Source organism: Streptomyces sp. NPDC003379, assembly GCF_053589195.1.
Genome location: NZ_JBSFRK010000002.1, coordinates 279,531 through 301,589, shown reverse-complemented (window position 1 = coordinate 301,589; position 22,059 = coordinate 279,531). Strand labels below are relative to the sequence as shown.

16 protein-coding genes and 1 pseudogene are annotated in these 22,059 nt (G+C 68.9%); 11 read left to right on the top strand and 6 right to left on the bottom strand.

From position 1 onward, the window contains the following. The first annotated feature begins 22 nt into the window (after positions 1-22). Positions 23-766 carry a response regulator gene (locus ACWDVB_RS03870; RefSeq protein ID WP_451517763.1) on the top strand — a complete coding sequence of 248 codons (744 nt, stop codon included), beginning with the start codon at positions 23-25 and terminating at the stop codon, positions 764-766. Here ACWDVB_RS03870 and ACWDVB_RS03865 read toward each other — a convergent pair. Together ACWDVB_RS03865 and ACWDVB_RS03860 are read right to left on the bottom strand one after the other, a co-directional pair. Beyond that, the gene (locus tag ACWDVB_RS03865; protein ID WP_451517764.1) at positions 763-1,926 is read right to left on the bottom strand and encodes a winged helix-turn-helix domain-containing protein; all 1,164 of its coding nucleotides are present in this window, start codon (positions 1,924-1,926) and stop codon (positions 763-765) included. The two genes, ACWDVB_RS03870 and ACWDVB_RS03865, sit on opposite strands and share 4 nt — an antisense overlap. Before the next feature lie 52 nt (positions 1,927-1,978). Next, positions 1,979-2,551 (bottom strand): GNAT family N-acetyltransferase, encoded by a 573-nt coding sequence (locus ACWDVB_RS03860; protein WP_451517765.1) that lies wholly within the window; start codon positions 2,549-2,551, stop codon positions 1,979-1,981. 273 nt (positions 2,552-2,824) lie between these two features. Between ACWDVB_RS03860 and secA the strand changes: the two genes are divergently transcribed. Beyond that, the gene (gene secA / locus ACWDVB_RS03855) at positions 2,825-5,677 is read left to right on the top strand and encodes a preprotein translocase subunit SecA (protein ID WP_451517766.1); all 2,853 of its coding nucleotides are present in this window, start codon (positions 2,825-2,827) and stop codon (positions 5,675-5,677) included. Positions 5,678-5,792: 115 nt separating this feature from the next. On the opposite strand, the gene ACWDVB_RS03850 is transcribed toward secA, so the two are convergent. Then, on the bottom strand, positions 5,793-6,260 hold the full coding sequence (locus ACWDVB_RS03850) for an Rv3235 family protein (protein WP_451611937.1): 468 nt from the start codon (positions 6,258-6,260) through the stop codon (positions 5,793-5,795). A 315-nt stretch (positions 6,261-6,575) separates the two neighbouring features. Here ACWDVB_RS03850 and ACWDVB_RS03845 point away from each other — a divergent pair, with 315 nt between their 5' ends. Both ACWDVB_RS03845 and ACWDVB_RS03840 read left to right on the top strand, forming a co-directional pair. Beyond that, positions 6,576-7,094 (top strand): DUF6912 family protein, encoded by a 519-nt coding sequence (locus tag ACWDVB_RS03845; protein ID WP_451517768.1) that lies wholly within the window; start codon positions 6,576-6,578, stop codon positions 7,092-7,094. 141 nt (positions 7,095-7,235) lie between these two features. Then, entirely contained in the window at positions 7,236-7,907 is a 672-nt protein-coding gene (locus tag ACWDVB_RS03840; RefSeq protein WP_451517769.1) for an HAD family hydrolase, read from the top strand. Positions 7,908-8,299: 392 nt separating this feature from the next. Here ACWDVB_RS03840 and ACWDVB_RS03835 read toward each other — a convergent pair whose 3' ends face one another. Then, positions 8,300-8,866, bottom strand: a complete 567-nt coding sequence (locus ACWDVB_RS03835) for a DJ-1/PfpI family protein (RefSeq protein WP_451517770.1) — start codon at positions 8,864-8,866, stop codon at positions 8,300-8,302. A gap of 556 nt (positions 8,867-9,422) precedes the next feature. On the opposite strand from ACWDVB_RS03835, the gene ACWDVB_RS03830 reads away from it, so the two are divergent. The 7 genes and pseudogenes from ACWDVB_RS03830 to ACWDVB_RS03800 all read left to right on the top strand — a co-directional run bounded on the left by ACWDVB_RS03830 (position 9,423) and on the right by ACWDVB_RS03800 (position 19,949). Next, positions 9,423-14,366, top strand: a complete 4,944-nt coding sequence (locus ACWDVB_RS03830) for an NAD-glutamate dehydrogenase (protein ID WP_451517771.1) — start codon at positions 9,423-9,425, stop codon at positions 14,364-14,366. Positions 14,367-14,834: 468 nt separating this feature from the next. Then, entirely contained in the window at positions 14,835-15,659 is an 825-nt protein-coding gene (locus tag ACWDVB_RS03825) for a polyprenol monophosphomannose synthase (RefSeq protein ID WP_451517804.1), read from the top strand. Then, entirely contained in the window at positions 15,656-16,192 is a 537-nt protein-coding gene (locus ACWDVB_RS03820; RefSeq protein WP_451517772.1) for a GtrA family protein, read from the top strand. The genes ACWDVB_RS03825 and ACWDVB_RS03820 overlap by 4 nt, the downstream gene beginning before the upstream one ends. Further along, positions 16,176-17,678: a hypothetical protein gene (locus tag ACWDVB_RS03815; protein WP_451517773.1), complete on the top strand. Its 1,503-nt coding sequence runs from the start codon at positions 16,176-16,178 to the stop codon at positions 17,676-17,678. The genes ACWDVB_RS03820 and ACWDVB_RS03815 overlap by 17 nt, the downstream gene beginning before the upstream one ends. Positions 17,679-18,331: 653 nt before the next feature. After that, positions 18,332-18,856 (top strand): annotated as a pseudogene (locus ACWDVB_RS03810) (N-acetyltransferase family protein). Between the two features lie 105 nt (positions 18,857-18,961). Beyond that, positions 18,962-19,309 (top strand): hypothetical protein, encoded by a 348-nt coding sequence (locus tag ACWDVB_RS03805; RefSeq protein WP_451517774.1) that lies wholly within the window; start codon positions 18,962-18,964, stop codon positions 19,307-19,309. Between the two features lie 10 nt (positions 19,310-19,319). Continuing rightward, positions 19,320-19,949: a class I SAM-dependent methyltransferase gene (locus tag ACWDVB_RS03800; RefSeq protein WP_451517775.1), complete on the top strand. Its 630-nt coding sequence runs from the start codon at positions 19,320-19,322 to the stop codon at positions 19,947-19,949. 50 nt (positions 19,950-19,999) lie between these two features. Here the strand turns inward: ACWDVB_RS03800 and ACWDVB_RS03795 are convergent, their stop codons facing one another. Together ACWDVB_RS03795 and ACWDVB_RS03790 are read right to left on the bottom strand one after the other, a co-directional pair. Beyond that, positions 20,000-21,457, bottom strand: a complete 1,458-nt coding sequence (locus tag ACWDVB_RS03795) for a tyrosine-type recombinase/integrase (protein WP_451517776.1) — start codon at positions 21,455-21,457, stop codon at positions 20,000-20,002. A 39-nt stretch (positions 21,458-21,496) separates the two neighbouring features. After that, positions 21,497-22,054, bottom strand: coding sequence for a GNAT family N-acetyltransferase (locus ACWDVB_RS03790; RefSeq protein WP_451517777.1), 558 nt, complete (start codon positions 22,052-22,054; stop codon positions 21,497-21,499). Positions 22,055-22,059: the final 5 nt, after the last annotated feature.

The window sequence follows — 22,059 nt, the reverse complement described above, 5'->3', positions numbered from 1 at the left end:
CGGCCTTCATGGGGGAGGAACGATGGCGGACAGCTTCGGACCGATGCGTCACGGGGATGCCGCGGACGGCATCGGCATCGGCACGGACGCCGGCGCCCCGCGCAAGGAGCCCATCCGGGTCCTCGTGGTGGACGACCACGCCCTCTTCCGTCGCGGCCTGGAGATCGTCCTCGCCGCCGAGGAGGACATCCAGGTCGTCGGCGAGGCGGGCGACGGCGCCGAGGCGGTGGACAAGGCCGCCGATCTGCTGCCCGACATCGTGCTCATGGACGTACGCATGCCCAAACGCGGCGGCATCGAGGCGTGCACCTCCATCAAGGAGGTGGCGCCGAGCGCCAAGATCATCATGCTGACGATCAGCGACGAGGAGGCCGACCTCTACGAAGCGATCAAGGCGGGCGCCACCGGCTATCTCCTCAAGGAGATCTCCACCGACGAGGTCGCCACCGCGATCCGCGCGGTGGCCGACGGGCAGTCGCAGATCAGCCCCTCGATGGCATCGAAGCTGCTCACGGAGTTCAAGTCGATGATCCAGCGCACCGACGAGCGCAGACTCGTGCCCGCGCCCCGGCTGACCGACCGCGAACTGGAAGTGCTGAAGCTGGTCGCCACCGGGATGAACAACCGCGACATCGCCAAGGAGCTGTTCATCTCCGAGAACACCGTGAAGAACCACGTGCGCAACATCCTGGAGAAATTGCAGCTGCATTCCAGAATGGAGGCCGTGGTCTACGCGATGCGGGAGAAGATCCTGGAGATCCGCTAGCCGACCGCGGCGATCAGCGGCACCGCGAGCTCCGGGCGGTTCACCCGCTCCACCCGTATGGAATCGCAGCCGACCCAGGACGCCGCCTCCAGGAGTGCCTGGGCCATCGGCTCGACCGCCTTCGGGGTGTCGAGGGAAACCTGCTTGGCCACCAGCGTGCGGCCCTCGCGCGCGGGGTCGACCCGGCCGAGGAGCTTGCCGCCCGCGAGCAGCGGCATCGCGAAATAGCCGTGTATCCGCTTGGGCTTGGGGACGTACGCCTCGAGGCGGTGGGTGAAGCCGAAGATCCGCTCCGTGCGCGCCCGCTCCCAGATCAGGGAGTCGAAGGGGGACAGCAGCGTCGTGCGGTGCCGGCCGCGGGGCGCCGTCCGGAGGGCCTCGGGGGCCGCCCAGGCGGGCTTGTCCCAGCCCTGGACCGCCACCGGCACCAGACCCGAGTCCGCGATCACCGCGTCGAACTGCTCGCCCTTCAGGCGGTGATAGTCGGCGATGTCCGCCCGCGTGCCGACGCCCAGCGCCTCACCGGCCAGGCGCACCAGGCGGCGCACGCACTCCGCGTCGCCCAGGTCGTCGTGGAGCAGCTCGTCCGGGATGGCGCGCTCCGCCAGGTCGTACACCCGCTTCCAGGAGCGGCGCTCCGTGCACACCACCTCGCCGTACATCAGCGCGCGCTCAACGGCGATCTTCGACTCGGACCAGTCCCACCACTCGCCCTTGTTCTTCGCGCCGCCCAACTCCGTGGCGGTCAGCGGGCCTTCGGCGCGCAGCTGCTTGATGACCTGGTCGTACGCGCCGTCGGGCAGGTCGTGGTGCCACTGCGGGCGGGAGCGGTAGGCGCGGCGGCGGAAGGCGAAGTGCGGCCACTCCTCGACGGGGAGGACGCACGCGGCGTGCGACCAGTACTCGAACGCGTGGGTCTGCGTCCAGTACGCCGCTTCGACGGTGTCGCGGCCGACGGCGCCCAGGCGGGCGTACGGAACGAGTTCGTGAGAGCGGGCCAGGACCGAGATCGTGTCGAGCTGGACCGCGCCGAGGTGGCGCAGCACGCCCCGCACCCCGGACTTGCGGTCCGGCGCCCCCAGGAAGCCCTGGGCGCGCAGCGCGATGCGGCGGGCCTCGTCGGCGGAGAGTTCGATGGCGGGGCGCGGCAGGCTCGTCATGGTCGAAACGATAGGCGGCGGCACTGACAGTCGGGTGGGCTGTCCCACGGCCTCAGGTCTTCGCGGGCAGGTACGGCAGCGACGACGGCATGCCGAGATCCGAGGGGAGCAGGGCGCCCACCCAGCCGTCCCGGAGCGTGCCCTTGTTCAGCAGGCCCGCGCGGAGCACGCCCTCGACGGTGAAACCGGCCTTCTCCACGACCGCCCGCGACCCGGTGTTGCCGACCTCCGCGCGCCACTCGAGACGCGGGCAGCGCAGAGCGGTGAAGGCCCAGCGGGCGAGGCCGAGCACGGTCTCCGTCATGTAGCCGCGGCCGCGGTGCTCCTTGGCCGTCCAGAAGCCGACCTCCCAGGTGCCCGACCGCGGGTGGTGCAGGCTGGCGGCGGCGATCAGCGGGCCGCCTTCCCTGGGGCGTACGGCGAAGGTGTACTCCTGGTCGCCCCGCCAGCCGTCCGGGACCATGCGGTGGACGAAGTTCTCGGCGTCCACGCGCGCGTACGGCGAGGGAATCGTGGTCCAGCGCTGGATCTCGGGGTCCTGGCAGGCCTCGTGGACCTCGTCGATGTCCTCCGGGGCGAAGACGCGCAGGGTCAGACGTTCGGTGGTGAGTGTGACGGGCTCCATCAAGCGATGATGCGGGGGCGTTGTCCTGGGAGCCAGTGTTTTTCGCCGTCCTTGGCGAGCACCACTCGCAAGGCGCTTTCGAGCGCCACTCGCGAGGCACTTTCGAGAACCACTCGCGAGGCACTCATGAGCGCGACCCGGCACCTTCGGCGCCCCTCGCCCGTTGACCTCATGGCACACCTCCCGGGGCGGCCGGGTCCTCGCATACGATGGCCGTTGCCCGACGAGTAAAACCGACCATGCCAGGCCCGACCGGCAAGGAGACCAACCCCCGTGTCCGTCCTCTCGAAGATCATGCGTGCAGGCGAAGGCAAGATCCTGCGCAAGCTGCACCGCATCGCGGACCAGGTCAACTCCATCGAAGAGGACTTCGTCAGCCTCTCCGACGCCGAGCTGCGCGCGCTGACCCAGGAGTACAAGGAGCGTTACGCCGACGGCGAGACCCTCGACGACCTCCTGCCCGAGGCCTTCGCGACGGTCCGTGAGGCCGCCAAGCGCGTCCTGGGCCAGCGCCACTACGACGTCCAGATGATGGGCGGCGCCGCGCTGCACATGGGCTATGTCGCGGAGATGAAGACCGGTGAGGGCAAGACCCTCGTCGGCACGCTTCCCGCGTATCTGAACGCCCTGTCCGGCAAGGGCGTCCACATCATCACGGTCAACGACTACCTGGCCGAGCGCGACTCCGACATGATGGGTCGCGTCCATAAGTTCCTGGGCCTGAGCGTCGGCTGCATCCTCGCCAATATGACGCCGGCCCAGCGCCGCGAGCAGTACAGCTGTGACATCACGTACGGCACGAACAACGAATTCGGCTTCGACTACCTCCGCGACAACATGGCGTGGTCGCAGGACGAGCTGGTGCAGCGCGGCCACAACTTCGCGATCGTCGACGAGGTCGACTCGATCCTCGTCGACGAGGCCCGTACGCCGCTGATCATCTCCGGCCCCGCCGACCAGGCCACCAAGTGGTACGGCGACTTCGCCAAGCTGGTCACCCGCCTCACCAGGGGTGAGCCCGGCAACCCCCTCAAGGGCATCGAGGAGACCGGGGACTACGAGGTCGACGAGAAGAAGCGCACCGTCGCCATCCACGAGTCCGGCGTGAGCAAGGTCGAGGACTGGCTCGGCATCGACAACCTCTACGAGTCGGTGAACACGCCTCTGGTGGGTTACCTCAACAACGCCATCAAGGCCAAGGAACTCTTCAAGAACGACAAGGACTACGTCGTCATCGACGGCGAAGTCATGATCGTCGACGAGCACACCGGCCGTATCCTCGCCGGCCGCCGCTACAACGAGGGCATGCACCAGGCGATCGAGGCGAAGGAAGGGGTGGACATCAAGGACGAGAACCAGACCCTTGCGACCATCACCCTCCAGAACTTCTTCCGCCTCTACAAGCGCGAGGGCTACGACAGCGGCCTCTCCGGCATGACCGGTACGGCGATGACCGAGGCCGCCGAGTTCCACCAGATCTACAAGCTGGGCGTCGTGCCGATCCCGACGAACCGGCCGATGGTCCGCGCCGACCAGTCCGACCTGATCTACCGCACCGAGGTCGCGAAGTTCGCCGCCGTCGTCGACGACATCGCGGAGAAGCACGAGAAGGGGCAGCCGATCCTGGTCGGCACCACTTCCGTGGAGAAGTCGGAGTACCTCTCGCAGCAGCTGTCGAAGCGAGGCGTCCAGCACGAAGTGCTGAACGCCAAGCAGCACGACCGTGAGGCGCCGATCATCGCCCAGGCCGGCCGCAAGGGCGCCGTCACCGTCGCCACGAACATGGCCGGCCGAGGCACCGACATCAAGCTCGGCGGCAACCCCGACGACCTCGCCGAGGCGGAGCTGCGCCAGCGCGGCCTCGACCCCGACGAGCACGTCGAGGAGTGGGCCGCCGCGCTGCCCGCCGCCCTGGAGAAGGCCGAGCGGGCCGTCAAGGCGGAGTTCGAAGAGGTCAAGGAGCTGGGCGGCCTCTACGTCCTCGGAACGGAACGGCACGAGTCGCGTCGTATCGACAACCAGCTGCGTGGCCGTTCGGGACGTCAGGGCGACCCCGGTGAGTCGCGGTTCTACCTCTCGCTGGGCGATGACCTGATGCGCCTGTTCAAGGCGCAGATGGTCGAGCGGGTCATGTCGATGGCCAACGTCCCCGACGACGTGCCGATCGAGAACAAGATGGTGACGCGCGCCATCGCCTCCGCCCAGTCGCAGGTCGAGCAGCAGAACTTCGAGACCCGTAAGAACGTCCTCAAGTACGACGAGGTCCTCAACCGCCAGCGCGAGGTCATCTACGGAGAGCGTCGCCGCGTCCTGAAGGGTGAGGATCTGCACGAGCAGATCGCGCACTTCATGGATGACACCATCGACGCGTACATCGCCGCCGAGACCGCCGAGGGCTTCGCCGAGGAGTGGGACCTGGACCGGCTGTGGAGCGCCTTCAAGCAGCTCTACCCGGTCGCGGTCACCGTCGAGGAGCTGGAGGACGCGGCGGGCGACCGCGCGGGTCTCACCGCCGAGTTCATCTCCGAGTCCATCAAGGACGACATCCACCAGCAGTACGCGGCGCGTGAGGAGCAGCTCGGCTCCGACATCATGCGTGAGCTGGAGCGGCGGGTCGTCCTGTCGGTGCTCGACCGCAAGTGGCGTGAGCACCTCTACGAGATGGACTACCTCCAGGAGGGCATCGGCCTCCGCGCCATGGCGCAGAAGGACCCGCTGGTCGAGTACCAGCGTGAGGGCTTCGACATGTTCAACGCCATGATGGACGGCATCAAGGAGGAGTCCGTCGGCTACCTGTTCAACCTGGAGGTCCAGGTCGAGCAGCAGGTCGAGGAGGTTCCGGTCGAGGACGGGGCGCGTGCGGCCTCGCTGACCAAGGACGGCGTGCAGGACGCGGTTCCGGCCGGTGCGGGTGGCGGATCTCCGGCGCGGCCGGAGATCCGGGCCAAGGGGCTTGAGGCTCCGCAGCGGCCGGACCGGCTGCACTTCCAGGCGCCCAACGCCGAGGGCGGCGTCGACGAGGGTGACTTCGCCACGGATGGCGCGGGTGTGCGGTCCGAGGCGGACGGCATGACTCGGGCGGAGCGGCGTAAGGCGCAGAAGGGCGGGCGGCGGCGCAAGAAGTGACGTTGCGCTGACGCCGTCGCTGTGACGGGGCGGTTGGCTCGCTGAGCCTCGTTCTGTGGCCTGATCGAGAGGGGCCGGGGGTTTCCCCCGGCCCTTTTGGCTTGGGTTCTCTCGGTCAGGTCTTCTCCATTTCCACTGCTGTGCAGCGCCACTTCCGGTCTGCCCCCAGGGCCAGGCGGAACGCCAGTGCGCGCAGTCTCGGGCCCGTCGCGATGCGGGCGAAGACCTCGTATGCCTCGGGGTGCGGCTGGTAGTGGCCGATGCGGTGGATCGTGGGGCGGTGGCCGTCCGTGCAGAGGGGGCTGAGCTCTGCCAGGCGCGCCAGTTCGTCGTACGCGGTGTTGGCGATGTGCCGGGCCACCCAGTACAGGGGGCGTTGGCCGCTGAGGACCAGGAGGAGGCGTTCGGCGAAGAGCTCCGTGGGGTGTGGGGGTGGCTGGGCCGGGATCGTCCTGGTCGTCCTTGGGTGGGCCGGGGAGCGGTCCGTGGGGCGACGGGAGTCTTTGCGGGTGGGTGGGCGGCCTGTGGGCGGGCGGGTCGCTGAGGGGCGCGTTGCCGAGAGGCGGGGGCGGGGCCTTGTCATTACCTTGCGCATGAGGTGCCTCCGTTTTACCGGGGAGTAACTTTTTGTGTTGGGGATCTTGTACGGGGGTGGGGGCGAGGTGCGCAAGGGGCTGCGGGCGGGGTGGGCGAGGCGGCGGCGGTTCACCTATCAGGGGTCTCGGAGGGGCTGGGAGTGCCGTGCCGTCTGGGGAGTGGGGGGTGAATCCGCGGACGGGTGTGGACGGCTCCATGGGCGGTGGGCTGAGCTCGATCGGGGACTCCCGCACGTATCCTGAAGGTCTTCTACGGCCATGAAGGTCCGTCTTCGAACGGACACGAACGAAAGCGGTCAGCCATGCGCGTCTACGTTCCTCTGACCCTGCCCCGGCTCGCCGAGGCGTACGAGGCGGGCGAGCTGGGACCCGGGCCGCTGGTCGCTTACGCCGTGACTCCGGCTCTGCGGGAGTGGTACGTCTCCGATGACATCGAGGAGCTCGAGTACGCGGCGCTGAACCGGGCGGCGCTGGCGTCGCTGCGGATGCTGGCGGGGGAGCCGGGGGCGGCGCGGCGGCGGGTCGTCCTCGCGGCCGACGTGCCGGACGGGACGGCCGTGGTGACCGTCGCCGATTCCGACCGGGGGCCCGATGAGGGGGCGCTCGGGGAGGTGCGGATCCCTGCGGGGCTTTCCTTGGGGAAGGTGGCGGCGGCCGTGCATGTGGACGCGGGGGATGCGGAAGGGGACGTGGGGGCGGCGGTCTCGGCGTTGGGGGCGGCGGATCAGGGCGATGCCGATGCGCGGTTCGTGGTGGACGGGGCCGAGGATCATGAGCTGCTCTGGTTCGCTACGCAGGAGATTCCTGGGCTGATCGGGTAGGGGCTTGGTGGGACTTGGTGGGACTTGGTGGTGGTGGGGTGTGTCTTTGGGAGCCGTCGTCCCTTCGGTCGTGTGCGGGGTGCGCCGCCGGTCCGGCGGCGCTGGACCGCCGCTTCGCGGCGGGAAGGGTAGGTTTTGGGGATGGGGAGATTGCGCGGGGCGCATATTGTCTGGGACTGGAATGGGACGCTCCTGCATGACATTCATGCGGTGATCGAGGCGACCAACGCCTCCTTCGCGGAGATCGGGCTCGAGCCGATCACGCTGGAGCGGTATCGCGAGCTGTACTGCGTGCCGATTCCGCAGTTCTACGAGCGGCTGATGGGGCGGCTGCCGAGTGAGAGCGAGTGGCGGGTCATGGATGCCGTCTTCCACCGGCACTACTGGGCCCGGGCCGAGGGGTGCGGGCTCACCGAAGGCGCCGCTCAGCTGCTGGCCGAGCGGCGCGCTGACGGGCGTACGCAGTCGTTGTTGTCGCTGGCTCCGCATGAGCGTCTGGTGCCGATCGTGCGCCGGCACGGAATCCAGGAGCACTTCGTGCGGATCGACGGGCGCACCGACGACTCGCATGCTGGCAAGGCCGAGCGGATGGTGCGGCACCTCGCCGCGCTGGAGGGCGTCGTCGCCGCTGCCGAGCGGGTCGTCGTGATCGGGGACGCCGTCGATGACGCGGTCGCCGCCGCGCACGTGGGCGCGCGGGCCGTGCTCTACACCGGGGGCTCGCACAGCCGGGGGAGTCTGGAGGCGGCCGGGGTGCCCGTCGTGGACAGTCTGGCGGAGGCCGTGGTCGTGGCGGAGCGGTTCGCTGCCTGAGGCCGTGGTCGTCGCGGAGCGGTTCGCTGCCTGAGGCGTTCCGCCTGCTGCCGGACGACGTGACAGGGGCGGTGGCGCGACGGGCTCCGGCTTCGGGCGGCGGCGGGGCGGGCGGCTGCCCGGCGAGTTGACCCGCGGGGCTCGGGATCGGTTTCCGACGGGGTCCGGCCGGCCGAGCTGTCGGCGCCGCGGGACCCCGAGCGCCGGACCGCCGGCACCCCGCCGCCCGTTCCCGCGGCCTCCCCGTGAGGCGGCGCAGGAGGGACTGCCGTCCGCGTCCGTCTCCCGGTATCGGTATCGGTATCCACGAGGATCGGCATACCGATGTGGGACGGGTGTGCGTACGGCTCCCGAGGGTGTCGGCTACCGCAGGCGCACGCGTACGCCGTCCCTCACGTCACCGGCGCCTTCGCCCTCAGTACCGTCAGGAACTCCCTCATCCACCCCGAGTGATCCGGCCACGCCCTGGCCGAGACCAGCGTGCCGTCGACCACCGCCTCCGCGTCCTGGAAGGTCGCGCCCGCCGCCTGCATGTCCATCTCCAGGGCCGGGTACGCCGTGACCCTGCGCCCGGTGAGGCCGCCGATCGCCGCCGTCAGGAGCGGGCCGTGGCAGATCTGCGCGACCGGCTTGTCCGCGTCGAAGAAGGACTTGAGGATCTTGCGGAGCTCCGGGTCGTTGCGCAGGTACTCCGGGGCCCGGCCGCCCGGGATCACCAGGGCGACGTACTGACCGGGCTCCACTTCGGCGAAGGCCAGGTCCGCGGGCCAGGTGTAGCCCGGCTTCTCCGTGTACGTGTCGAAGCCCGGCTCGAAGTCGTGCACCACGAACCGCAGCTTCTTGCGGGCCGGGGCGGCGATGTGGACGTCGTACCCTTCCTCGCGCAGTCGTTGGTAGGGGTACAGGACCTCCAGCGACTCCGCCGCGTCGCCGGTCACTATCAGGATCTTGGCTGCCATCGGTGCTCGCTTCCCGAGTCCGTCACGGATGTCCGCTGTCCGTCGTGCGTGTCCGTCGTGCGTGTCCGTTGTCCGTCCCGCTCAACGTGCATCCCCGCGTCCGGTTTGCCAAGAGGGCCGACAGCAGGGCCGCGCCCCAGCCGCACTGTGCAGACTGTCCAGGTTCTGCCCCTGCTTTTGTACACATACGGCTCATGACGGTTCCCGGGTCCGGGGCGATAGCCTTGACCCGTGATCAGCGCGATATCCCGCGGAGGCATCGGTGCCTCCGCCCTGCGCCCGGGAAACACGGAGGACATCCGTGCCCGGGCCCTCGCTGACGCCTCTTCGCGGTGCGGACGATCGGGCCGAGCAGGCCATCTGTCAGCGGAACAGCCGCATCTGTCAGCACATCCGCTGCATCTGTCGGTGGAACCGCTGAAAATGGCGGAAAGCCGACCGCTCTTCCCGCACCGCGGCATAACGTCGATTCCGGCCGGAGACCCCGGGCTGCGGCGTTACGTCACATCACTTCCTTCTACGTCGCGCAATGGCGCGCGGCAGGAGTCAGAGGACAATGCAGACCAAGCTGGACGAAGCCAAGACCGAGCTGCTCGCGCGGGCCGCCCGGGTAGCTGAGAACAGCCCGGTCGGGGGGCGCCTACCGAGCGGTGCACCGACCGGGACGACGAGCGAGGCCACGCCGGATCAGGACATGGCTCTCGCGTTCCTCCAGCGCTACTACCTGCACACCGCCCCCGAGGATCTGGCCGACCGCGACCCGGTCGACGTCTTCGGTGCCGCCTTCTCCCACTACCGGCTCGCCGAGAACCGCCCCCAGGGCACGGCCAACGTGCGGGTCCACACCCCGACGGTCGAGGAGAACGGCTGGACGTGCAGCCACTCCGTCGTCGAGGTCGTCACCGACGACATGCCCTTCCTCGTCGACTCCGTCACCAACGAGCTCTCCCGCCAGGGCCGCGGCATCCATGTGGTGATCCACCCCCAGGTCATCGTGCGCCGTGACCTGACCGGCAAGCTCCTGGAGGTGCTGCCCGGCGAGGCGGGCGCCGAGCGGCCGCACGACGCGCTCGTGGAGTCGTGGATCCACGTCGAGATGGACCGCGAGACCGACCGCGCCGACCTCAAGCAGATCACCGCCGATCTGCTCCGGATCCTCAGCGACGTACGCGAGACCGTCGAGGACTGGGAGAAGATGCGCGACGCCGCGCTGCGCATCGCCGACGAGCTGCCCTCCGAGCCCACCGCGGACGACCTGCGCGACCAGGAGGTGGAGGAGGCCCGCGAGCTGCTGCGCTGGCTCGCCGACAACCACTTCACCTTCCTGGGCTTCCGCGAGTACAACCTCACGGACGAGGACTCCCTGGCCGCCGTGCCCGGCACCGGCCTCGGCATCCTGCGCGCCGACCCGCAGCACGGCGACGACCACCACCCGGTCAGCCCGTCCTTCAACCGGCTGCCCGCCGACGCGCGTGCCAAGGCCCGCGAGCACAAGCTGCTCGTCCTGACGAAGGCCAACAGCCGGGCGACCGTCCACCGCCCCAGCTACCTCGACTACGTCGGCGTGAAGAAGTTCGACGCCGCGGGCAACGTGGTGGGCGAGCGGCGCTTCCTCGGGCTCTTCTCGTCCGCCGCGTACACCGAGTCCGTGCGGCGCGTGCCGGTCATCCGCCGCAAGGTGCAGGAGGTGCTGAAGGGCGCCGGGTTCTCCGCCAACAGCCACGACGGGCGCGACCTGCTCCAGATCCTGGAGACGTACCCGCGCGACGAGCTGTTCCAGACCCCGGCCGACGAGCTGCGCTCCATCGTGACGAGCGTCCTCTACCTCCAGGAGCGGCGTCGGCTCCGGCTCTACCTGCGCAAGGACGAGTACGGCCGCTACTACTCCGCCCTCGTCTACCTGCCGCGCGACCGCTACACCACCGGCGTCCGGCTGCGGATCATCGACATCCTCAAGGAGGAGCTGAACGGCGCCAGCGTCGACTTCACCGCCTGGAACACCGAGTCGATCCTCTCCCGCATCCACTTCGTGGTCAGGGTGCCGAAGGGCGCCGAGGTCCCCGACCTCTCCGACGCCGACATCGAACGCATCGAGGGGCGGCTCGTCGACGCCGCCCGCTCCTGGGCCGACGGCTTCGCCGAGGCGCTGACCGCCGAGTGCGGTGAGGAGCGCGCCGCCGAGCTGCTGCGCCGGTACGGGTCCGCCTTCCCCGAGGGGTACAAGGCCGACCACACGCCGCGCGCCGCCGTCGCCGACCTCCAGCACCTGGAGCAGCTCGCGCAGGGACCCAGGGACTTCGCGCTCTCCCTGTACGAGCCGGTGGGCGCCGCGCCCGGCGAGCGCCGCTTCAAGATCTACCGTGCCGGTGAGCAGGTCTCCCTCTCCGCGGTGCTGCCCGTCCTGCAGCGCCTCGGTGTCGAGGTCACCGACGAGCGTCCGTACGAGCTGCGCTGCTCGGACCGTACGCACGCGTGGATCTACGACTTCGGGCTGCGCATGCCCAAGTCCCCGAACGGCAACGGCGACTACCTCGGCGACGACGGCCGCGAGCGCTTCCAGGAGGCCTTCGCCGCCGCCTGGACCGGCGCGGCCGAGGTCGACGGCTTCAACTCGCTGGTGCTGCGCGCGGGTCTCAACTGGCGTCAGGCGATGGTCCTGCGGGCCTACGCCAAGTACCTGCGCCAGGCCGGTTCCACCTTCAGCCAGGACTACATGGAGGACACCCTCCGCAACAACGTCCACACCACCCGGCTGCTCGTCTCGCTCTTCGAGGCACGGATGTCGCCGGACCACCAGCGCGCCGGGACCGAGCTGACCGACGGGCTCCTGGAGGAGCTGGACGGAGCGCTCGACCAGGTCGCGTCGCTCGACGAGGACCGGATCCTGCGGTCCTTCCTCACTGTCATCAAGGCGACCCTGCGGACGAACTTCTTCCAGAAGACGGAGAGCGGCGAGCCGCACCACTACGTCTCCATGAAGTTCGACCCGCAGGCCATCCCCGACCTGCCCGCGCCCCGACCCGCGTACGAGATCTGGGTGTACTCGCCCCGCGTCGAGGGCGTGCACCTGCGCTTCGGCAAGGTCGCGCGCGGCGGGCTGCGCTGGTCCGACCGGCGCGAGGACTTCCGTACGGAGATCCTCGGCCTGGTCAAGGCGCAGATGGTGAAGAACACCGTCATCGTGCCCGTCGGCGCCAAGGGCGGCTTCGTCGCCAAGCAGCTGCCCGACCCCTCGGAGGACCGCGACGCGTGGCTCGCCGAGGGCGTGGCCTGCTACAAGACGTTCATCTCGGCGCTGCTCGACATCACCGACAATCTCGTCACCGGTGCGGTCGTGCCCCCGGCGGACGTCGTCCGGCACGACGAGGACGACACGTACCTCGTGGTCGCCGCCGACAAGGGCACGGCGACGTTCTCGGACATCGCCAACAAGGTCGCGGAGGACTACGACTTCTGGCTCGGCGACGCGTTCGCCTCCGGAGGCTCCGCCGGTTACGACCACAAGGGCATGGGCATCACCGCCCGCGGCGCCTGGGAGTCCGTGAAGCGGCACTTCCGGGAGCTGGGCTGCGACACCCAGTCCGAGGACTTCACGGTGGTCGGCGTCGGCGACATGTCCGGTGATGTGTTCGGCAACGGCATGCTGCTCTCCGAGCACATCCGCCTGGTCGCCGCCTTCGACCACCGGCACATCTTCATCGACCCGAAGCCGGACGCCGCGACCTCCTACGCCGAGCGCCGCCGCCTGTTCGAACTGCCGCGCTCCTCCTGGGCCGACTACGACAAGGGACTGCTCTCCTCCGGCGGCGGGATCTTCCCCCGTACCGCCAAGGCGATCCAGCTCAACGCCCATATCCGCGAGGCCCTCGGCATCGAGACCGGCGTCGCCAAGATGACCCCGGCCGACCTGATGAAGGCCATCCTCCAGGCGCCGGTCGACCTGCTGTGGAACGGCGGCATCGGTACGTACGTCAAGTCGTCCGCGGAGTCCAACGCCGACGTCGGCGACAAGGCGAACGACGCGATCCGCGTCAACGGCGCCGACCTGCGCGTCAAGGTCGTCGGCGAGGGCGGCAACCTCGGCCTCACCCAGCTGGGCCGCATCGAGTTCGGGCGCGCCGGTGGCCGCATCAACACGGACGCCATCGACAACAGCGCGGGCGTGGACACCTCCGACCACGAGGTGAACATCAAGATCCTGCTCAACGCGGTCGTCACGGACGGCGACATGACGGTCAAGCAGCGCAACAAGCTGCTCGCCGAGATGACCGACGAGGTCGGTCAGCTGGTGCTGCGCAACAACTACGCGCAGAACACCGCGCTGGCCAACGCTTTCACCCAGTCGCCGTCCCTGCTCCACGCCCACCAGCGCTTCATGCGCCGGCTCGGCAAGCAGGGCCACCTCGACCGGGGCCTGGAGTTCCTGCCCAACGACCGGCAGATCCGCGAACTGCTCAACTCCGGCCGCGGCCTGTCCCAGCCCGAGCTGGCCGTCCTCCTCGCCTACACGAAGATCACGGCCGCCGACGAGCTGATCCAGACGACGCTGCCCGACGACCCCTACCTGCGGCGCCTGCTGCACGCGTACTTCCCGAAGGCGCTGCGGGAGAGGTTCCCGGAGCAGATCGACGGGCACGCGCTGCGCCGCGAGATCGTCACGACCGTACTCGTCAATGACACGGTGAACACCGGCGGTTCCACCTTCCTGCACCGGCTGCGGGAGGAGACGGGCGCCTCGCTCGAAGAGATCGTGCGGGCCCAGCTGGCCGCGCGGGAGATCTTCGGGCTGAGCGAGGTCTGGGACGCCGTAGAGGCGCTCGACAATGTCGTCGCCGCCGATGTGCAGACCCGCGTACGGCTGCACTCGCGCCGCCTCGTCGAGCGCGGCTCGCGCTGGCTGCTCAACAACCGGCCGCAGCCGCTCCAGCTGGCCGAGACCATCGCCTTCTTCCGCGAGGGCGTCGCCCAGGTCTGGGGCGAGCTGCCGAAGCTGCTGCGCGGCTCGGACCAGGAGTGGTACCAGAGCATCTGTGACGAGCTGACGGGCGCGGGCGTTCCCGACGCGCTCGCCCAGCGCGTCGCGGGCTTCTCGTCCGCCTTCCCGGCGCTCGACATCGTCGCGGTCGCCGACCGGGTGGGCAAGGAGCCGATGGCCGTCGCCGAGGTCTACTACGACCTCGCCGACCGGCTGCGCATCACCCAGCTCATGGACCGCATCATCGAGCTGCCGCGGGCCGACCGCTGGCAGTCCATGGCGCGCGCCTCCATCCGCGAGGACCTGTACGCGGCGCACGCCGCGCTGACGGCGGACGTCCTCGCGGCGGGCAACGGCGAGTCGACGCCGGAGCAGCGCTTCAAGGCGTGGGAGGAGAAGAACGCGCCGATCCTGAGCCGCGCGCGGACGACGCTGGAGGAGATCCACAGTTCCGACGCGTTCGATCTGGCGAATCTGTCGGTGGCGATGCGGACGATGCGGACGTTGTTGCGTACGCATTCGTAGGCGGTTCTTCCGTAGGGGTTCTTCGCGGTACGTGACTGGGGGCGCCCCGGGCCTTGTGGCTCGGGGCGCCCCCGTCTGCGTGTCCGGGCAACGCGGGTGCGCGGCGCGGCGTCTTCGGTAGCGGATCTTCTGTTCTCGTGTTGCCGTTCGGTGGTCGTGGAGGTAGGGACGCCTCAGACGGCTGCGGGCGGAGCTTTCCTTGGCCTGATTGGTTGCCTGCGTGGCGCGGAATGGGTGATGAGATTCGCCATACCCCATCAATTCGGGCATTTGGTCTAAGGTGGGTGAGATTGTCTGACGGAGGTACGAGATCCATAGCGCAGGGAACCGGACCACCCATCGACCGCGGACCACCGAAGGGCTTGAGCCGTGACTGTGAACACCCCGGAGAACCTCTCCGACGACCTCCCCGACGACCTCGCCGCGCGGCTGCCCGAAGCCTGGGCCGCCACCGCGCTGACCGTCGTGATGCCGACGTACAACGAAGCGGGGAACCTGCCCGGCATGGCCGAGGCCCTGATGGCGCTGCCGCTGCCCGGCCTGCGGCTCCTCGTCGTCGACGACTCCAGCCCCGACGGCACCGGCGACATCGCCGAACGCTTCGCCGAGCGGTACGGCAGCGCCCGCATGAGCGTCCTGCACCGCACCGAGAAGGACGGCCTCGGCCGGGCCTACGCGGCCGGTATGACGCGGGCCGTCGCCGAGGGCGCGCGGTACGTGCTTCAGATGGACGCCGACGGCAGCCACCCCGCCGAGAAGGTCGCCGAGCTGCTCGGCGTCGCCCTCGCCACGGACGCGGGTGTCGTCATCGGCAGCCGGTACGTGCAGGGCGGCACGCTCTCCGACGCCTGGGGCGCCCACCGCAAGCTGCTCTCCCGCTGGGCCAACGCCTACGCCGGCACGATCCTCGGCACCCGCGTCCGCGACATCACCGGCGGCTTCAACCTCTGGCGCGCGGACGCCCTGCGCGCCATCGACCTGGCCTCCGTGGACAGCGCGGGCTACAGCTTCCAGGTCGAGATGAAGTACCGGGCGCTGCGGCGCGGCTTCGGCGTCATGGAGGTGCCGATCCACTTCGAGGACCGGACGGTCGGCGAGTCGAAGATGAACCTGATGGTGCAGCTGGAGTCGATCGTGATGCCGTGGAAGCTGCGGCTCGGCGCGGGGGCGGCGGGGTCGCGTGCTGACGCGAGAGGGTCGGGGTCGGGACCAGGGGCGGGGCTGGAGACTGGGCTCGGTGACTCGGGGTCGGGGTCTGGGTCTGGGCTCGGCAGCTCGGGGGCGCGCGGATGACGGCGCCCGTCCTGAAGGACGCGCCGCCGCCGGCCGCCTCCGTCCCGCCCGCTCCGGCACCATCCGCCGGGCCCGCGCCCACGCCCAGGCCCGCCCCCTCACCCGGCCCCGGCCCCGCGCGGCTGCGCAGGCTCTCCCTGGAGCTGGCGAAGTTCGGCGTGGTCGGCGGCAGCGGTGTCGCCGTCAACCTCGTCGTCTTCAACTTCCTCCTGCACGGCCTGGGTTCGGGCCCGATGACGTCGACGGTGCTGGCCAGCTGCGTGGCCATGGGTACCAACTACCTCGGCTTCCGCTTCTTCGCGTACCGGGACCGCGCCTCGCGCACCAAGCGGCAGATCGCCCTCTTCTTCGTCTTCAGCGGCATCGGCGTCGTGATGGAGAGCCTCCTGTTCTACGCGGCGTACCACGGCGCGGACATGAGCGGACCGCTCGGCTCGAACCTCGCCAAGGCACTGTCGATCGGCCTGGCCTCGGCGTTCCGCTTCCTGGTCTACCGGACGTGGGTCTTCCAGCACGATGCGCGTCGCCACTAAGGGGGTCATACGGGCCCCGCGCTCTCGCCTACCCCAGGTCCTCCCCCTACTTGTCCTGCTCGTCCTCGTCCTGCTCCTCTGCGTGATCGTCCGTCTGCCCTGGGCGGGCGACCTCGGCATCCACGCGGCGACGATCGAACGCCTGCGCCATGACCTGCTGAGCCCCGGCAATCCGCTGGTCGACGCGGACACGCCGAGCCCCTACTACTCCCCCTGGATGCTGTTGCTCGGCTGCCTGGCCAAGGTGACGGGGCTCGGCACGTTCGTGGTGCTGCGGGTGGCCGCGCTGGTCGGTCTCGGGCTGCTGGTGACGGGTGTCCGACACTTCGTACGTACGTTCAGTACGCGCAAGGGGGCGGCGCCGCTGGCCCTTCTCTGCCTGCTCCTGCTCTGGGGCCCGGGGCTCTTCAGCTGGAGCGGGTTCCTCGGCCTGAACTCACTCGCGCTGACGATCTCGTACCCGAGTACGTTCGCACTCGGCGTCTCCTTCCACTTCTGGGCGCTGCTGCGGAAGTCCCTGCGGGGCGGGGGCCTGCTCGCTCTCGTCGGCCTGGGCGCGCTCTGGTCCGTGATCGCCCTGAGCCACCAGTTCACGGGGGTCGTGGCGTCGTTCGGGGCGCTCGCGATGGTGCTGGGGGCGCGGCCGTGGCCGACGCGGGCGGTGCTGGTACGTCTGACCGGCGGCCTGGCCCTCGGCCTGCTGATCCTCGCCGCCTGGCCGTACTACTCCTTCTTCGACCTCTTCGGGGTCGGCGGCCTGGAGGAGATCCACCGCTCGCTGTACCGGGGGCTGCTGCCGCACTTCGGCCTTGCGCTGCTGGGCGTCGCGGCTCTGGCGTGGCGCTGGCGCAGGGACCACCGTGACCCTCTGGTCCTCTTCTTCGCCCTCGGCGCGACGATGTTCGCGGCGGGCGGCCTGACCGGCCACTACTCGTGGGGGAGGGTGCTGCCGGCGGCCCTGATCCCCGCGCAGGTGGCGGCGGCGCTGGAGGTCTTCGAGGCGGGACGCCCGGCGGTGCGCCGCGCCTGCGCCGTCCTGCTCGGCGGGGCCCTGCTGCTGGGCGCGTGGACCCAGGCGGGAACGCTGGGCTATGTGGTGCCGCGTTCGGTCCTGCCGGGGCCGGTGGCCGCGAAGTACGAGCCGCCGTGGCCCGGCTACAACTGGCTGGCGGCGCAGGTCCACTACGGCGACGTGGTGATGGCGAAGACCTTCCCGTCCCGCCAGATCCCGGCCTACGGCCCCTACACGGTCGCTCCCGGCTATCCGGACTTCTTCCTGCCGGACCAGGAGCGGCGAGTGGACGCGGTGCGCGCCTACTTCGCCTCGGGCACGCCGCGCGGGGAGCGCCTGGACATACTGCACCGCTACGGGGTGCGGTGGATCGTGGAGTATCCGGGGGACGGAGGTCTGGGGCGTGACGACCCCGCGCTGCGGGTGGCGGGGTCCGGGCCGAGGGGGCAGGTGCTGTACGAGGTGCGGGGCTAGCGCGCGGCCCCTCCTCGGAGTCGTCGTCAGGGTCTCCCATCTCGGCGGTCCTTGCACTTGTCGGCGACGCCGATACGCACCACGCCATCCGTGGAACGTGGGACCTGCGGCGGATCACCCGACACTCGGTGTAGCGGGGGTCACCGGTCGCAGTGGGACTGGCCAAGGTCGTGGTCACAGGAACATCCCTTCTGGGGTGACCGCCCGCCCCGCGCCACGGTGGCATCGTGACGGGCTCTCCTCCATGCCGTCGAGGGAAGGGCGATCAGTCCTCGACGGCTGATACCAAGTCAACGACCGGCGGCCGTCGGGGAACAGGAAAGGCTGAGCCCCACCGACCGCCTCGAACCGGAAGGCCTTGCGTACCCGTTACCTGGGGGTTGGTTCCGTCATGTCCGGCCGTCTACCGTCGGTGGCATGGGAGCGAGCGTCATCCGCAAGAGCCGGATGGACGAACTCGGGCTCACCCAGGAGGAATTGGCCGGTCGGATGCCCTGTCGAACACTTGGGGTTCAGCGCACCACGCACCATGCACCACCCGCAGGGGGACCCTGTGCGGCGTCGCACCTTCATCGCCTCGGCCACCGTGGCCTTTTCGCCTTGGCCCCCTCCACCGCCTACACACGCGACTGGGCGGACCGTATGCGAACCGAATGGAGCTGAGCGTGATCGACCTGCGGCACTTCGAGTACGGAAACCTCCCCGACGGCTTCCGGGAGTTGCTCATCGACGTACACGCCGATGCCTATGCCGACGCCATGGACGACCCGTTCAACCAGCGCTTCCCTTGGTTCGTCGACCACTGGTCGGGCAAGGCGGGCTTCACCTGCGTCGTGGCGTACGACGGAGACGACCCGACCGGCTTCGCCTACGGCGCCCCGCTCGCCCCCGGCCGCGAATGGTGGCGCTCCACCGGATACCAGCCGAAGGACGGCTACTCCTCCACCTACGCCGTGTCCGAGGTGATGGTGCGCCCGCGCTGGCGCAAGCGCGGCATCTCCGGGCGCCTGCACGAAGCGCTGTAGAAGGAGCGCACGGAAGACCTCGCCGTGCTCCTGGTCGACGTGACCCACCCCAAGGTGCAGGCATTCTATGAGTCGTGGGGCTACGCCAGGGTCGGCGAGCAGCAACCGTTCGCCGACTCCCCGATGTACGCGGTCATGGTCAAGAGCCTCTGAACTGTCACCGCACCACGCCGGCCGACAGCCTCGCCGCCTGCTGCTGGGCCGGTGGGTCGTGTGACTGGGCCCGTCGCCTCGATGGCCACTGGCATGATCCGTCGCATGGCGACCCCGATACCCGAGTCCTGGACCCGTATCGAGACGTGGCTGGCCTGGCACGCTCCGAGGACATTCGCCGCGCTCGAACCCCCGGCGGAACGCTCAGCCATCGCCGCGGCCGAGCAGGTCATCGGCCGACCGCTTCCCGATGCCCTGACGGAGTCCTTACTGCGGCACAACGGGACGGGCGACTACAACCTATTGCTCCCGTGCTGGATGCTGCTCAGCACGCAGATCATCGTCATTCTCCGAACTACCGGGGCGTCCCGTGATCAGGTGGACGGGTCGATCAGTCCCGAGGGGAAGGGCCGTCATGGGCCGGAGAACGGTCGCGAACGGCGTAGGTGTTAGTTTCCTGCCCGTGCTAAAACACCAGGACGAGACCAGGGCGGCCTACGACGGGGTCGTCGAGCTCTATGCATCAATGTTTGCTAATCAGTTGGAGACGCAGCCGTTCGCGCGGAACATGATCGGCACCTTTGCCGAGCTCGTGCGTGGCACGGGCAACCTGCGAGTAGCTGACGTCGGGTGTGGACCCGGCCATCTGACAGCCATGTTGCACGACTTGGGTTTGGACGCCCTCGGGTTCGACCTCTCCCCGGCCATGGTCGCCCACGCCCGGCAGGCCCAACCGATGTTGCGGTTCGACGAAGCGCGAATGGAGGCTCTGCCGGTCGAGGACGACGCGCTGGGCGGAGTGCTGGCCCACTACTCGATGATCCACACCCCACCTGAAGAACTGCCCGCGTTGCTCGCTGAGCAGGTGCGTGTCCTGGCGCCTGGGGGCCTGCTCCTGGTGTCCTTCTTCGGAACCGAGGAGCCGGAGCCAGTCCCCTTCGACCACAAGGTGGCGCCCGCGTATAGCTGGCCGGTGGAGCAGTTTGCCGAGTTGCTGGCCGAGGCCGGGCTCATCACGGTGGCTCGGTTGCTCCACGATCCGGCGTCCGAGCGGGGCTTCCTCGACACTCACTTGCTGGCCCGCCACCCGTAGAGGGTGGCCTGGGCCGGGGTTGAATAGATCCTCCGCACGGATGAAGCTCGTCACGAAGGCTCTGGCGGTGCGGCCACCCCAGTAGCGCGAGCAACGATCTCCCGGAAGGCGGGAATTCCCAGGTCGACGGACTCCTGCTTCCTATTAATCTGCGCGTCGAGTTGGGCAAGCTTCTCGTTGGCGTGACTCAGACTGCTTTGCAGGCCCTCGACCTCACCTAGCCAGCCTTCGCTTTCGGCCTCGAGGATTCGGGAAACAAGGTTGTCGCGGATTTCGACGAGCCGTGGGCGTTCGGAAGCATGAATGATTAGGACGGGGCAGCGCACGCAGGCATGCTCATGCGCACAATCGGTTCCATATGCGCGCCCACAGTCCCCCAGGGCAAGCTTTCGGCGTTCGAAGTGTCCGAGGAACTCGTCCCACTCCTCTGACGTCACAGTGCGGTATTCCTGGACGGGCCTCAGTGCCCGCCGTCGGGCGATGAAGGCCCGGTGTGCTTCGATCGCATCGTGCGGATAGATCGCGGCGTAGCCCATCGTGGTCCCAATGTTGTCGTGACCAGCAATGACCTGAGCAATGTGTGGAGGCGAGCCGTTGAGAATCGCGTCAGTGATGAAGATTCGGCGAAAATCATGGGGCTGGAAAACGAGGGGCTTTCCCGTCTTGTCCACCAAACCTGAGGCGCGCAGGGTCTGCTCGAGCCCTCGGCGGATCGAGTGTGCGGACAGTGCTCGTGGGTAGCCATTGATTCGTTCTTGAAGCAGCAATGGCAGTGGCGGGTTCCAGACCCTTTCGTAGTGGTCGTAGCTAGGGATGACTGGGACTGATCCGTCAGAGGTGCGAACTCGAGATACGACTGTACTCAGAACGTCTGCCAATTCCGGCGTGACTAGGAGTAGGCGCTCTTGGTCTGTCTTTGACGGGGCGATCTGCAAGAGCGGCACAACTTGGCCGGTAGCGGGAAGCTTGTAACTGATGATGCTGTGATGGCCTAGCTCGAGCAGCTCCTCGATGCGAATGCCGGTGTGTCGCAGGATCTCGATCGCTGCCCAAGCCCAGAAAAGGTTGCGTTCCTCGGCCGCAAGGCAGCGGCGGTTTCCCTTGCTGTCCCAGGCAATGTTCGGGCGCCCATCGGCGCGTCGGCTGGAGCGGGGGAGGGTGAACGTATCGCCGAGAACAGTAAACGACGATCCGAGCGGAGCTGCGTTCATCGCGTCGAGGCGGATTCGAGCTTCCTTCAGACAACGATCGGCTGTCTTCACCAGTGCCGGCAGGGCGGGCAGGCGCTCGCGAGTTCGCTGATCCATGCGTGCCTTGAGCTGCCGGTCAGATTTCCTTGTCGAACATTCGGCTTCGCTGATGGGAGCGGGCGCGACCCAAGCGGCCCACTTGCCGGGATCCTCAGCTGCCCACTCCGCCAGGTCCAGATAGAGAGCACGTACTTGAGTCTTGACTGCAGTCGCGGTTCTGCGGGGCTCTGTGACCTCGTGGAATGAACCGTCGGGCATGCGCTTACGGGCGGTCCTCGTGGCGACTCGTCCTCTTTCTCACTGGCCCGTGGTGGTGTTCCATTCGTCGTCGAGGATCGAGTACGTGATCGAGTCACGCCAGGCGCCGCGTACGAATACGTGCTGTCTGATCCGTCCCTCCTCCTGCATCCCGGCGCGGAGCAGCGTCTTGTGGGAGGCGGAGTTCAGGGGGGCGCGGGCGGCCCATACGCGGTGCAGGCCAAGGGTGTTGAAGGCGAGGGCCAGGACGGCACGCACGGTCTCCGTGCCGTAGCCGATGCCCCAGGCCGAAGGGCGGAGAGCAAAGCCCATCGTTGCCGCCTTCGGCTGGTGCGGGTCGAGAGCGAGGCGGGCGTAGCCGATCAAACCGCCGCTGTTACGTTCGTCGATGGCGAGGCAGTACTCGTCCCGGGGCTCGGCGGTGGCGGAGACCATGGAGCGGGCGATGATCTGGCCCACCTGGTCGCGGGTGCGTGGTTCGAACGACAGGTGCTGTGTCGCCTCCGCGCTGCCGTAGATGGCATGCACCGCGTCTACGTCATCAATGCCGATCTCCCGAAGGAGCAGGCGGGCGCTGGTGTGCTCGACCGGATACATGAGCC